This is a genomic window from Hymenobacter lapidarius (assembly GCF_001816145.1).
Lineage (GTDB): Bacteria > Bacteroidota > Bacteroidia > Cytophagales > Hymenobacteraceae > Hymenobacter > Hymenobacter lapidarius.
This window is the reverse complement of the sequence record NZ_MDZB01000109.1, coordinates 70,158-83,939: the sequence shown is the minus strand read 5'-3', so window position 1 is coordinate 83,939 and position 13,782 is coordinate 70,158. Positions and strand designations below refer to the sequence as shown.

General features: G+C 56.5%; 10 protein-coding genes. 7 read left to right on the top strand and 3 right to left on the bottom strand.

From position 1 onward, the window contains the following. Nucleotides 1–478: 478 nt before the first annotated feature. The 7 genes from hisG (at nucleotide 479) to hisIE (ending at nucleotide 7,809) form a co-directional block, all read left to right on the top strand. Nucleotides 479–1,330, top strand: coding sequence for an ATP phosphoribosyltransferase (hisG, locus tag BEN47_RS11545; protein WP_070728570.1), 852 nt, complete (start codon nucleotides 479–481; stop codon nucleotides 1,328–1,330). Nucleotides 1,331–1,340: 10 nt separating this feature from the next. Continuing rightward, nucleotides 1,341–3,752, top strand: a complete 2,412-nt coding sequence (hisD, locus tag BEN47_RS22655) for a histidinol dehydrogenase (protein ID WP_317039507.1) — start codon at nucleotides 1,341–1,343, stop codon at nucleotides 3,750–3,752. Between the two features lie 46 nt (nucleotides 3,753–3,798). Next, nucleotides 3,799–4,899 carry a bifunctional histidinol-phosphatase/imidazoleglycerol-phosphate dehydratase HisB gene (hisB, locus tag BEN47_RS11535; RefSeq protein WP_070728569.1) on the top strand — a complete coding sequence of 367 codons (1,101 nt, stop codon included), beginning with the start codon at nucleotides 3,799–3,801 and terminating at the stop codon, nucleotides 4,897–4,899. A gap of 71 nt (nucleotides 4,900–4,970) precedes the next feature. Next, nucleotides 4,971–5,558 (top strand): imidazole glycerol phosphate synthase subunit HisH, encoded by a 588-nt coding sequence (hisH, locus tag BEN47_RS11530; RefSeq protein WP_070728568.1) that lies wholly within the window; start codon nucleotides 4,971–4,973, stop codon nucleotides 5,556–5,558. 32 nt (nucleotides 5,559–5,590) lie between these two features. Beyond that, nucleotides 5,591–6,307, top strand: coding sequence for a 1-(5-phosphoribosyl)-5-[(5-phosphoribosylamino)methylideneamino]imidazole-4-carboxamide isomerase (hisA, locus tag BEN47_RS11525; protein WP_070728567.1), 717 nt, complete (start codon nucleotides 5,591–5,593; stop codon nucleotides 6,305–6,307). 46 nt (nucleotides 6,308–6,353) lie between these two features. Continuing rightward, the gene (gene hisF, locus BEN47_RS11520) at nucleotides 6,354–7,109 is read left to right on the top strand and encodes an imidazole glycerol phosphate synthase subunit HisF (RefSeq protein ID WP_070728566.1); all 756 of its coding nucleotides are present in this window, start codon (nucleotides 6,354–6,356) and stop codon (nucleotides 7,107–7,109) included. A gap of 31 nt (nucleotides 7,110–7,140) precedes the next feature. Further along, nucleotides 7,141–7,809 (top strand): bifunctional phosphoribosyl-AMP cyclohydrolase/phosphoribosyl-ATP diphosphatase HisIE, encoded by a 669-nt coding sequence (gene hisIE, locus BEN47_RS11515; protein ID WP_083322348.1) that lies wholly within the window; start codon nucleotides 7,141–7,143, stop codon nucleotides 7,807–7,809. A 75-nt stretch (nucleotides 7,810–7,884) separates the two neighbouring features. On the opposite strand, the gene BEN47_RS20965 is transcribed toward hisIE, so the two are convergent. The 3 genes from BEN47_RS20965 to gyrA form a co-directional block, all read right to left on the bottom strand. After that, complete coding sequence (locus BEN47_RS20965) at nucleotides 7,885–8,901, bottom strand: hypothetical protein (RefSeq protein WP_125921638.1); 1,017 nt, start codon at nucleotides 8,899–8,901, stop codon at nucleotides 7,885–7,887. Nucleotides 8,902–9,794: 893 nt separating this feature from the next. Then, the gene (locus BEN47_RS11510; protein WP_070728635.1) at nucleotides 9,795–10,949 is read right to left on the bottom strand and encodes a tetratricopeptide repeat protein; all 1,155 of its coding nucleotides are present in this window, start codon (nucleotides 10,947–10,949) and stop codon (nucleotides 9,795–9,797) included. Between the two features lie 185 nt (nucleotides 10,950–11,134). Then, entirely contained in the window at nucleotides 11,135–13,729 is a 2,595-nt protein-coding gene (gene gyrA / locus BEN47_RS11505) for a DNA gyrase subunit A (protein WP_070728564.1), read from the bottom strand. Nucleotides 13,730–13,782: the final 53 nt, after the last annotated feature.

The following is a 13,782-nucleotide window of genomic DNA, read 5'->3' as shown; positions in this document are numbered from 1 at the left end:
CCTGACTAATTGATGGGTAATAACGCCTGCTACTGCCAATATCACCACCAGTCGCTGATTCTGTTGCAAACTATTTTCTATCGTATAACAAACATTCGTTACCCTTAATGGGTATGAAGTTGCGAAATGGAATAGCGCCGGCAATGCACGCTGGTTCCATTTTCTCGCCTACCTTTGCCACAAGATGTTCCCTTCAGCTCCCCTGTTTTGCTTTGATGCAAGTGCCGCACCGGCGTTCCGTGCGGTTACAGGCTATGTTGTAGCTGCCCATCATCGCCACCACCATCTGTGGGAGGCCGGGTTGTGTGCCGGGTGCTAAGCTAGTACCCGCCGCCCGCGTCTCCACCTCCGCCCCCGGAGCGGTACGCGCCGGGCATCAACCAACATATTTTTTCGGGTGGGTTTTTAAGTCGGTTTCGCACCGCTTTCACCGTTATTCCTGGCACCAGCCGGGTACGGCCCGCCACAATTACCATACATGCTACGTTTAGCCATTCAAAAGTCCGGTCGCCTCAGCGAGGACTCCCTTGCCCTCATTCGCGAGTGCGGCATCAACTTCATCAGCAGCTCCTATAAGCTGAAAACGGAGGCCACCAATTTCCCCCTCGAAATCCTGTTTCTGCGCGATGACGACATCCCAGGCTACGTGCAGGATGGCGTGGCCGACTTGGGCATTGTGGGCCAGAATGTATTGGTTGAAGCCGGTTTTCCAGGTTTGGAAGTTGAAGCACTAGGCTTTAGCAAGTGCCGCTTGAGTTTGGCCGTGCCCCGCGCCGATGCCTACGCATCCATTGCCGCGTTGCAGGGCAAGAACATTGCCACCTCGTACCCCAACATTCTGGGCCGTTACCTTGCCGAAAACGGCGTTCAGGCGCACCTGCACACCATCAGCGGGTCGGTTGAAATTGCACCCAGCATCGGGCTGGCCGAGGCCATCTGCGATATTGTTAGCAGCGGTTCCACGCTGCTCGGCAATGGTCTGCGCGAGGTAGAAACCGTGTTTCGCTCCGAGGCCGTACTCATTGCCCAGCCCAACCTCACGGCTGAGCAAACCGACCTGCTTGAGCAGCTGCGGTTCCGGATGCAGGCCGTGCGCCGGGCCAAGCGCAGCAAGTACATCCTGCTCAACGCGCCCGTTTCGGCCCTGGAGGAAGTGCGCCGGCTGCTGCCCGGCATCAAGTCGCCCACCGTCACGCCGCTGGCCGAAGCCGGGTGGGTGTCGGTGCAGTCGGTGGTGCAGGAAGACGACTTCTGGCACATCACCAGCCAGCTCAAGGCCGTGGGTGCCGAGGGCATTCTGGTATTGCCCATTGAAAAAATGATTGCCTAGCCGTTTCGTCATGCAAGTATATTCCTATCCCGACCCCAGCACGTGGACCGGCTTGCTGCAGCGCCCCGCCGCTGCCGAAGCCCCGCAGGTAGCGGCCCGGGTGCGCAGCATTTTTGCTCAGGTGCAGGAGCGGGGCGATGACGCCCTGCGCGCCCTGGCCCTGGAGCTTGACAAAGCCACCGTGGGGGAGCTGCGGGTGTCAGAGGCGGAGTTTGCCGCCGCTGCCGCCCAAGTACCTGCCGAGTTGCAAGCGGCCATTATGCAGGCCAAAGCCAACATCGAGGCATTTCACGCCGCCCAGCGCGACCCCGAGCTGCGCGTGGAAACCCTGCCCGGCGTGGCGTGCTCGCGCCGGTCGGTACCGGTGCAGCGCGTGGGCCTGTATGTGCCTGGGGGCTCCGCTCCCTTGTTCAGCACCTTGCTGATGCTGGGTGTGCCGGCCCGGCTGGCCGGCTGCCACGAAATTGTAGTATGCACGCCGCCCCAGCCGAACGGCTCAGTGAGCCCGATTATCCTGTTTGTGGCCCAAGTGCTGGGCATCCGCACCGTAGTGAAAGCCGGCGGGGCGCAGGCTGTAGCGGCGCTGGCCCTCGGTACCGGCTCCGTGCCGGCCGTGGATAAGATATTTGGCCCGGGCAACCGCTACGTGACGGCGGCTAAGCAGCTCGCCGCCGCCGACTACGGCGTGGCCATCGACATGCCCGCCGGACCCTCGGAGGTGCTTGTGATGGCAGATGCTTCGGCTACGCCCGCCTTCGTGGCGGCCGACCTGCTGTCCCAGGCCGAGCACGGCCCGGATTCACAGGTGGTGTTGCTTAGCGACTCCGCCGCAGTAATCGAAGAAGTGAAGGCGGAGCTGGAACGCCAGTTGGCCACGCTGCCCCGCCGGGACCTTGCCGCCACGGCGCTGGCCAACAGCCGCGCACTGCTGCTGGAAGATGCCCAGGCCATGATGCGCTTCTCCAATCTATACGCCCCCGAGCACCTAATTCTGGCCACCAACCAGGCCGAAGAATTGGCAGCCCAGGTGACCAATGCGGGCTCCGTATTTCTGGGTCACCTCACGCCCGAGGCGGTGGGCGACTACGCCTCCGGCACCAACCACACCTTGCCCACGGGCGGTTACGCCCGCCAGTACAGCGGGGTTTCGCTCGACTCCTTCGTCAAAAAAATCACCTTCCAGCGGCTCACGGAAACGGGGCTGCGTGCTCTGGGCCCCGTGGTAGAAACCATGGCCGAGGCCGAAGGATTATCGGCCCACGCCCGTGCCGTGAGCGTGCGGCTGGCTTCATTGGAAGTTGACGGTTCCGCCGCGCCGCTTGAAGAGGTGGCGGCAACTGTAAATCACTACGCTGGCCTGATTCGGCCCAGCGTGGAGCGTATGCAGGCTTATTCCTCAGCTCGGGATGAGTTTGAAGGAATGGCGGCCGTGATGCTCGATGCCAACGAAAACAGCCTGGGCTCGGTCGGCCCCGATGATTTCAGCCGGTACCCCGACCCGCACCAACGCGCCATCAAAGTGGAACTGGCGCGCCTGAAAGGCGTGCGGCCGGAGAATATTTTCCTGGGCAATGGCTCCGATGAGGCCATTGATTTGCTCGTACGCCTGGCCTGTACTCCCGGTCAGGACAGCATTGTGGTGTGTCCGCCCACCTACGGCATGTACGAGGTGGCCGCCAACCTCAACGATGTGCGCGTTGAGCGGCTACTGCTCACGCCCGATTATCAGCTGCCCGCCAATGCGGCCGACGTGCTGGTCGCTTCCAAAGCCAAGGTGGTGTTCCTGTGCTCGCCGAACAACCCAACGGGCAACCTGCTTGCGCAGGAAGCATTGGAGACAATCCTGAAGTCCTTCAAGGGATTTGTGGTGGTTGATGAAGCCTATGCCGACTTCGCTGATGCGCCAAGCTGGGTTACGCGCCTGGCGGAATTTCCGCGCTTGGTGGTGCTCCAGACTTTCTCGAAAGCCTGGGGACTGGCCGGCCTGCGACTGGGCGTGGCGTACGCCGCCCCGGCTGTCATTGCCTACTTCAATAAAATAAAGCCTCCGTACAATATTTCCGCTGCCACGCAGCAGCACGCGCTGGCCGCCCTCAATGCGGCCTCGCAGCTGCCACAGATGCAGGCGGAGCTGCTGCAAGGGCGTGAACTGCTTAATGACGCCCTGCCCGCGCTGCCCATCGTGGAGCACGTATTTCCCTCGGATGCCAACTTCCTGCTGGTGCGCTTCAATGTGGATGCCACGGCGGTGTACGACCAGTTGCAGGCCCGCGGCATTGTGGTTCGGAACCGCACCAGCCAGCCCGGTTGCGCCGGTTGCTTGCGCCTGACGGTGGGCACCAGTGCCGAAAATGCCCAACTATTGGCGGCGCTGCAGGAAATAGGAGCAGCGCGGCCCGCCTCGGTTGCCACCGCCCAGTAAGCGCGCCAGCGCTATTACCCATTCGCTTCCCATAGTAACACACGTTTTGAAAAAGGCCCTCTTTATCGACCGCGACGGCACCATCCTTGTCGAGCCGCAGCCCAGCCAGCAGGTAGACAGCCTGGAAAAGTTTGCGTTTCTGCCCGGCTGCATCAGCGCGCTGGCCCGCATTGCACGCGACCTGCCCGAGTACGAGCTGGTGCTCGTGACCAACCAGGACGGACTGGGCACTGCCAGCTTCCCGGAAGACACGTTCTGGCCGCCGCATCGGTTGATGCAGGAGATTCTGGCCGGCGAAGGCGTGCACTTTGCCGCCGAATTGATTGACCGCAGCTTTCCGCACGAAAACCTGGACACCCGCAAGCCCCGTACCGGCTTGCTGGGGCAATACCTGGACCCGGCCAATGAATACGACCTGGCCAATTCCTACGTAATCGGCGACCGGCTTACCGACGTTGAGTTGGCCATCAACCTGGGCAGCCGCGCCATTCTGATAGGAGAGGAGCCCAACGCGCGCGCCGCCCTCACCACCACCAGCTGGGAAGCCATCTACCAACACCTGCGCTACCCGGCGCGCATCGCAGTCATTGAGCGTAATACCAACGAAACCCAGATTGCCATTGAGCTCAACCTGGATGGAACCGGCAAAACGGACATTCATACCGGGCTGGGCTTCTTCGACCACATGCTTGAGCAGTTGGGCCGGCACAGTGGGGTTGATTTACACATTCGTGTAAAAGGCGATTTGCACATTGATGAGCACCACACAGTGGAGGATACGGCTCTGGCTCTAGGCACGGCTTTCTCGCAAGCCCTGGGCGACAAGCGAGGACTGGCCCGCTATGGTTTTCTTTTGCCCATGGACGAAGCCTTAGCTCAAGCGGCCATCGATTTCGCTGGCCGCCCTTGGTTGGTCTGGGATGCCGAGTTTAAGCGGGAGCGGGTCGGCGACCTGCCCACTGAGCTGTTTTTTCACTTCTTCAAGTCCTTTACCGACAACTCCCGGGCCACCCTCAATATCTCCTGTACCGGCGACAACGAGCACCACAAGATAGAAGCCATTTTCAAAGCAGTTGCCAAGGCCATTAAAATGGCTTTGCAACGCGATGAGTCGGCGGCTATTCCGAGCACCAAGGGAATTTTGTAGGAAGACATTGGTTCACAAATGGATTAATATTCGTTTGCGGATGATATATACAAATGAATAATATATAGCCCATGGAAATTGCGGTAGTTGACTATAAAGGCGGCAACGTTCAATCGGTGCTATTTGCACTGGAGCGCCTAGGCGCGCAGGCCACTCTCACCGCTGACCCGGAAATGCTGCGCAAAGCCGACAAGGTCCTCTTTCCCGGTGAGGGTGAAGCTGCCTCGGCCATGGAGGCCCTGCGGGCTGCGGGCCTGCACGAAGTCCTGCCCACCCTGACGCAACCTTTCCTGGGCATATGCCTGGGCATGCAGCTACTGGGCATGCACAGCGAAGAGAATGATACGCCCTTGCTGGGACTATTGCCCTTCAACGTACAGCGGTTCGTGCCCGACGCTACGCACAAGGTCCCTCATATGGGTTGGAACAACCTGCAGCGTTTGCTGGGCCCGTTGTTTGCGGGCTTAACGGATGCCGACCACGTATACTTCGTGCACAGCTACTACGCGCCAGTGGGGGACTACACCACTGCTCAGGCAAGCCACCCGGCTCCGTTTAGTGCGGCGGTGCAGCACTGTAATTTCCACGGCGTGCAGTTCCATACCGAAAAAAGCGGTGCGGTGGGTACACGCATTCTCGCCAATTTTCTGAACCTGTAGGTTTATATCTCTCCATCAATTCTGCAACTGTTTTGGAAATTATTCCTGCTATCGACCTGGTCAATGGCCAATGCGTGCGGCTCAGCGCCGGCGACTTTGCGCGGCAAACCACCTACGATTCCGACCCCGTGGCCGTGGCCCAACGCTTTGCTGATGCGGGCATGCGCCGCCTGCACCTCGTGGACCTGGACGGAGCCCGGGCCGGCCATCCGGTCAATCTGGCAGTTCTGGAGGCCATCGCCACCGCCACAACGCTGGACATTGATGCCGGTGGCGGCATCCAGACGCAAGCTTCCTTAACGCAGGTACTCGATGCCGGCGCCAGGCACGTGACGGCCGGTAGCCTGGCCGTGCGCGAACAACCCACCGTGGAAGCCTGGCTGGCCCGGTACGGCTCCGATACCATCTTTATTGGCGCTGATTTCAAGGGGGAGCATATCATGATTAATGCGTGGGCCGATAAAAGCGCCCTGACTCTGGTGGACTTTATCACTAGCTATCTGGGAGCCGGGGCCAGCACGTTCATTTGCACCGATGTGAGTAAAGACGGCCTTCTGCAGGGGCCTTCGCTGGAAATCTACCAGACGCTTATCAAGCAGTTTCCCACGGCCCGCTTTGTAGCCAGTGGCGGCGTTACCACCATTGCCGACGTGGAGGCCCTTGCCGCCGCCGGCATGCACGGCGCCATCATCGGCAAGGCCCTGTACGAGGGAACCATCAAGCCGCCCGATTTGAAGCCCTTCCTGTAGTTATCTGCTTCCACAGTACTTTCAACCCCATTAATGCTCTTGTTTCGTGGTTAAAAAGCGTCTTATTCCCTGCCTCGACGTGCGGGACGGCCGAACCGTTAAAGGCATTCAGTTCGAGGGCCTGCGCGATGCCGGGGACCCCGTTTCCTTGGCGGCCCGGTATGCCCAGGAAGGAGCCGACGAGCTGGTGTTTTTGGACATCACGGCCACCAACCAGCGCCGGCAACCCCTCACGGACCTGGTGCGCGACGTGGCCCGGGTGCTGGATATTCCTTTTACCGTTGGCGGTGGCATCAGCACGGTAGCCGACGTGGAGGCGCTGCTGATGAGCGGTGCCGACAAGGTGTCCATTAACTCCGCGGCTTTGGCGCGGCCGGCTTTTATCTCCGAATTAGCGCGTCGCTTTGGCTCGCAGTGCGTGGTGGTGGCCGTTGATGCCCGCCTGGTTGACCGGGAATGGCAGGTAATGACGCGGGCCGGCACCGTGGCCACCGGGTGGCAGGCGGTGCACTGGTGCCGTGAGGCGGCCGAGCTGGGCGCAGGTGAGCTACTGCTTACCTCCATGAGCCACGACGGCACCAAAGCCGGCTTTGCCCTCGAACTGACGCGGGCCGTTAGCGAAGCGGTGCCCGTTCCGGTTATTGCGTCGGGCGGTGCCGGCCAGCCAGCTGATTTTACGGCCGTGTTTCGGGCTGGGGGCGCAGATGCAGCCCTGGCAGCTAGTATTTTTCACTTCAATGAAACGGCTCTGCCCGCGTTGAAGCAGTATTTGCACGCCGAAGGCATTGCCATCCGGTTGTAGCAAAGACGGTTTACCTGACTAACTTACCTCCATGACCCCTGTTACCTCACCTCCGGCGGCGTTGCGCTTCGACGCAGCTACCGGCCTACTGCCCGCCATCATTCAGGATGCTGATACCGGCCAAGTGCTCATGCTCGGCTACATGAACGCGGAGGCGTGGGAACGCACCCAGGCGGACGGAAAAGTGACTTTTTTCTCGCGTTCCAAAAACCGCTTGTGGGTAAAAGGGGAGAGTAGCGGCAACTTCTTAACCGTTGTGAGCCTGCACATCGATTGTGATGCCGACGCCATTTTGGTGCGGGCCGTACCGGCCGGCCCTACCTGCCACCGCGGCACCATCAGCTGCTTCGAGCAATTGGGCCAGTCTGCCGTGCCAGCCGCGCCAGTTGGCTTTTTAGCTGACTTGGAGCGGCTTATCGTAGAGCGGCACCAGTTCCCGGAACGCGCGCCCACGTCTTACACGGTTTCGCTCTTCAAGAAGGGGATGCCCAAAATTGCCCAGAAAGTGGGAGAGGAGGCCGTGGAAACGGTTATTGATGCCGTAGGTGGTAGCCGCGCTACCCTTCCCAGCGAAGTTGCCGACTTGCTTTACCACCTGCTGGTATTGCTGGTGGCCTCGGGTGTTCCGCTACAGGAGGTTATTGCTGTTCTGCAAGAGCGTCACCGCCTGCCCAACACCCGGCACCTAACCGAGGGCTAAAGCCTGAGTTACGAAACAGAAAAAAGGGCCTTCTATATTATATAGTAGGCCCTTTTTTCTGTTAAGAAGGTAGGTTTAAACGGCGTTTAGTTGACGTTTTATTTTTTGTAAAAGGGCAACTGCAATTGCAATGTCGTCCTCGTCGGTAATCGATAATAGCGTGTTAACTCCGGGGCCGCTCACCTGAATTTGGTAGGTTGGAGGGGAAGTTTGGGGTAGTTCAACAGCGGGTGCCTGTACAGGTAGGGTGGCTGTCGGGGCAGTTGTATAGCCGTTTGGCGTTTGAGATAGACCGGGTGCCTCGTATTGTCTATCATGCGACGTCTGACCTGTAGTTATCACATCAGTATCAGGATGGAGTAGGCCAAATAAGCTCGCTATTGCATCGGGGCGGGTTTGACCATCGGACGCCGGTTTGGTTGAGCTTCTACTCGATGCGTAGGTTTCAGGAATTGTGGAGGCACTGTTTTCGGATGAGGCAAAAGATTCCGTGTGCTGGACGCTGGGGTCGAAATTCTGGTCCTCTTGCGCAGAAGCGGGTTCTAGGGCTGGGCGAAAGGAATTGGTGCTTGGGGCCGGACTGGCCAACTCCCTGCGTGGGCCAGGCTTGTTCGTTGGTGCATCAATGTCAGCAATAATATTGCGTTCATCCAGAAGGCCCACCATGCGGCAGCCTTCCACAAAAGCCTTGGCTACCCCTTGCGCGTTAATTTCCTCCACTCCGAATTCCCGAATCAGCATAACATCCAGCATTTGCACGGGCAGTTCGCGGCTACGGAACTTCCGGCAAAGTTGGGTGAAAAGGGGAGGTGTGAGAAATGCTTCTCTATGAAACAGTAGTTCCTCCTGCTTGTCGTAGGCATGTTTTATTCGCTTGAATAGAGTGGTGGTAGTAAGCAAGTCCCGTTTGCTCGTTAGCAGACCAAACTTAACCGCTGAGCCAATTATTGCTTTAAAAGACCCGCTGACCTTTCGGTTTAATTTTCGTGCTGCCGTTTCTATTGCGCATTTTCCGCCTGTATCGTCTGTTATCTCAGCTAGTTCCCAGGCCCCAGCATAAGTAGTCCGAGGGTAATCAATCAATTTAGGCATGTCTGTGATTGGAAGTATTAGACCCAAAGGTTAGTCTTTGAACGGTTTAACGGTTATTAAGTTTAAAGTATAAAAAAGTTTTAAATTACTAATTATTTTATACTTTTAATTACTTATATACAAAGCTATTCGTGCAATCTAATACTTCGACACTCAGCGTTACACTTATTATCATAAGCCATGGTATATCTATTGTGTAAATCTTCTTGCAATTTGGTATAAATAGCTGGCAGTAAATAAAAAATCATCGTTCGTTACTTAAGATTCCAGAGAGTCCTTAGTTATTAAAGACTCTATTGCACCGAAAGTAGGCGTAGAGTTAAGAGAATACAATTACTGAATAGAGTAAAAAAGTATTTAAAAGTATTTAATCATTTTCAATTATATACCATTTTTTATCTTCTTGTCTGAGACTACAAGACGCACCATATTACTGCACGAACTGAACGTCTAAAAGGGTTAACAATTGCAGAAGACGGTTAATTAACTACTGTCGAACAACCGTAAGTAGCGAAGACTTTGTTGCGTGACCGCACCATTGATACAGCCCGAACTATCTCGGAAGGCGGACTAAAAGGATTTACGCTCCAAGTCCAGTGACGTTTCGAATCGAGAAGAAAAAAACAATGGGAGCCGAACAGACGCTCAAGTAACTAAACTAAAGCAAGCAAAACGAAGGTTATGATGCACTAGAGAACGTGCTAAAATAAGCTTACTTAAAAACATCTATACGACCATAAAAAAACAGATATAAACGTACTGACCTAACGCATAAAACTTAAGTCTTATAATTTATATTATGTTAAATTGACAAAGGCGTTACTTCACTTAGCATACAAAAAAGCCTACCCAATGAATTTGGGTAGGCCATTAAGCTTCTCTTGATATAACCTCTACTTCCCTGCTTTCAACTTAGCGTTCAAGCGGTCAGAATCAGAGTTACGACCCAGACGGAAATAGACTTTCTGCAGAGAAGTCATCGTGTTACGATCATCTGGCTGCAACTGAAGTGCCTTTTCAAAATAAGGAACCGAAGCTTCGAAGAATTTCTTGCCTTCGGTCTCGTACTTTTTACCGGATACTTGATACGTCTTCAAGTCCATTTTACTGGCTTTTGTATAAGCATCAGCAGCGCGATTGTAATTGTAGACGCCCAAGTTAAACTGTGCATCGAAGTTATTCGCATCTAACTCAATAGCCTTACGGTAATCTACCACTGCCAATTCGGTCTTTTTCTGCTGGTCGTAAAGCGAGCCCCGGACCGCATAAAGGTTAGAATTAGAAGGGTCAGCGGCAATGGACTTGTTAATTTTACCCAAAGCATCTTCCCCCTTACCACTCGCCAAAGAAACGTTCAAATCCTCCAACATAAAGGATTTATTGGTGGGATAAGCAGCCAGTGCCTGCTGCAGAACTTTTGCTGCCGCCGCATTATCCTTTTCCTCCTTCGCCATTTGCAGCAAGCGAGAATACATGTTTACTGATTTATAATTCATAGCAAGCAGCTGGTTATAGCTGGCACGGGCACCGACGTAATCCTGCTTGGCCTCCGAAGCGTAGGCGGAATACAACACAGCCGTGGTATCCTGAGGCTTGATCTGTGAGGCCATCTTGTAGCTAGCAATGGCCTTGTCGTACTCCTTGGCATTGTAGCTGCTCACAGCGTCATTAAACGCCTGACCGTAGAGGCTCTCTACTTTGACTACTGCTTGCTTGCCAAACTCGCCGGTTTTGGTGTCGAGCTCAATGGTCTTGTTGTAGGACTCGTACGCCTTCTGCAGACCTTCACCAGCCTGCAGTTGCTTGCCGTAGATGGGGCTTTCCATCATGCCCTGATAAATTTCGCCGCGCGTATACCACGTTTTGGCTTTACCACTGGTCTTCTCGTTTACAATAGCCTTGTCGATTTCAGCACGGGCTTTGTCGAGTAGGCCCGAACGCTGGTTCAGGATGGCATTAGTAACAGCTGAATTTTGAGCCGATACCGCTGCTGGCAGACCAGCGACCAAAAAGGTAGCTGCTGCAAACGTTAAAAAAGTCTTCTTCATATGATTCGAGTTGCGCTCCACTCCTCTCGGTTATATTTGATAATCAACACGTGAAGCAGAAGCTGAATGAATGGGTGGAAAAGAAAGTGAGCTAAACTACGGCCCTGAGCGCGCAATGATGCCCGGGAACCGCACCAAAAGTAAACGGGGCGACCCAAATGGACCGCCCCGCCCCTATTCAGGAATTATGCCAAGTCTTCTGACTCGGCTTCGTCGCCTTCTTCAGGCTCTTCGGTATTCTGGTCCAAAGCCCCTGTAACAGGGCTGCTAATGGCACCTTCTGCCAACTCGGCCGAAGCACCCTCGAGCACCAGGTCCGTTTCGGTTTCATCTTTCTCCTCGGCAGCCACTTTTGCTACAGAAGATATTTCGTCGTTGCCGCCAATTTTAATCAGGCGCACGCCTTGCGTGGCACGTCCAATGGTACGCAAGTCACTCATACGCAGCCGGATGGTAATGCCCGACTTGTTGATAATCATCAAGTCATCGGTGTCGTTCACGTCCTTGATGGCAACCAGATTACCGGTCTTATCGGTGATTTTCATGGCGCGCACGCCCTTGCCACCACGGTTCGTAACGCGGTACTCGTCGAGCGAACTGCGCTTGCCGTAGCCGTTTTCGGTCACCACCAGCAATTCCTGCGAGGGGTCAGACAGGCACACCATGCCCACTACCCGGTCGCCGGGCGTGTCAGAAAGGCTGATGCCGCGCACGCCGGCCGCGGCCCGTCCCATGGAACGCACCTTGGATTCGTTGAAGCGCACGGCGCGGCCGGAGCGCAGGGCCAGCACCACTTCGGAGTTCGGAGCCAACAGCTGCACGTCCAGAATCCGGTCGCCTTCGTTGATGGTAATGGCGTTAATGCCCGCCGTCCGGGGGCGCGAATACGCTTCCAGCGGCGTTTTCTTCACCGTGCCCTGCTCGGTGCAGAACATGAGGAAGGTGTTTTCGAGGTAGTCCGGGTCTTTGAGGCCGCGCACGTTGAGCACTGACCGAACCTTGTCTTCCCGGGGGATTTCGATGAGGTTCTGGATGGGCAGGCCTTTGGTGGCCTTCCCTCCTTCCGGCACTTCGTATACTTTGAGCCAGAATACGCGGCCCAGCTCCGTGAAGAACAGCAGGTACTCGTGCGTGGTGGCCACAAACAAGTGCTCGGTGAAGTCGTCCTTCTTGGAGATGGCACCCCGCGAGCCGGCACCACCCCGCCCCTGGGCGCGGTACTCGTCCAGGTTAGTGCGCTTGATGTACCCTTCGCGGCTGATGGTGATGACCATGGCCTCGTCGGCAATCATGTCCTCGGTCGAGAAATCACCACCCACGTAATTGATTTCGGTGCGGCGGCCGTCGCCGTACCGCTCGCGGATATCGACCAGCTCGGTTTTGATGATGCCACGCTGCAACACATCCGAATCCAATACAGAATTCAGGTGGTCGATAAGGCGCATGAGCTCCTCGTATTCGGCCACAATCTTGTCGCGCTCCAGGCCGGTGAGGCGCTGCAGGCGCATGTCCAGAATGGCACGGGCCTGTACTTCGCTCAGGGCAAAGCGCGAGATGAGCTGGCCACGGGCCACCTCGGGGTCGCGCGAGCCGCGAATCAGGGCAATAACTTCGTCGAGGTGGTCGAGCGCAATGAGCAGGCCCTCCAGGATGTGGGCGCGCTTCCGGGCTTCGGCCAGCTCATACTTGGTCCGGCGGATGATAACCTCGGCGCGGTGCTCCACAAAGTAGTGAATCAGCTGCTGCAAGTTCAGCGTCATGGGACGGCCCTTTACCAGGCACACGTTGTTGACGCCGAAGGAGCTTTGCAGCTGGGTGTACTTGTAGAGGTTGTTGAGCACCACGCTGGGCATGGCATCGCGCTTGAGGTCGTAGACGATGCGCATGCCGTCGCGGTCCGACTCGTCGCGCATGTCCGAAATGCCCTCAATCTTCTTGTCGTTGATGAGCGCCGCCGTCTTTTCAATCATCGACGCCTTGTTCACCATGTAGGGAATTTCGGTGACGACAATTTGCTCCTTGCCGGTTTTGCTGGTTTCAAACGTGGCCTTGGCCCGCATCACCACGCGGCCGCGGCCGGTGTGGAAAGCCTGCTTCACGCCCTCGTAACCGTAGATGATGCCACCCGTGGGGAAGTCGGGCGCCGTCACGTACTGCATCAGCTCGTCAATCGTGATGTCGGGATTGTCGAGGTAGGCAATAATGCCGTTTACTACTTCCGTCAGGTTGTGCGGGGCCATGTTGGTGGCCATGCCCACGGCAATACCAGACGTGCCATTGACCAGCAGGTTCGGGAATTTGGCGGGCATCACGCTGGGCTCTTCCAGCGAGTCGTCGAAGTTGGCTTGGAAGTCCACCGTGTCCTTGTCCAGGTCGTTGAGCATTTCGTCGGCAATGCGCTTGAGGCGGGCCTCGGTGTAGCGCATGGCAGCCGGCGAGTCGCCATCCACGGAGCCAAAGTTGCCCTGGCCGTCCACCAACGGGTAGCGCAGGCTCCAGTCCTGGGCCATGCGCACCATGGTGTCGTACACGGATGTGTCGCCGTGCGGGTGGTACTTACCCAATACCTCGCCCACGATACGGGCCGACTTTTTGTAGGATTTATTGTAACCCACGCCCAGCTCGCTCATGCCGTAGAGCACGCGCCGGTGCACGGGCTTCAGGCCGTCGCGCACATCGGGCAGGGCCCGGGAGATGATAACCGACATCGAGTAGTCGATGTAAGCGCCCCGCATCTCGTCTTCGATGTTAATCGGAATGATTTTTTCGCCTTCCGCCATTTGGGGGTTTATAGGCAGCTTCTGGAAACCCCTTAAAAGGGGGCTTTTAAGCC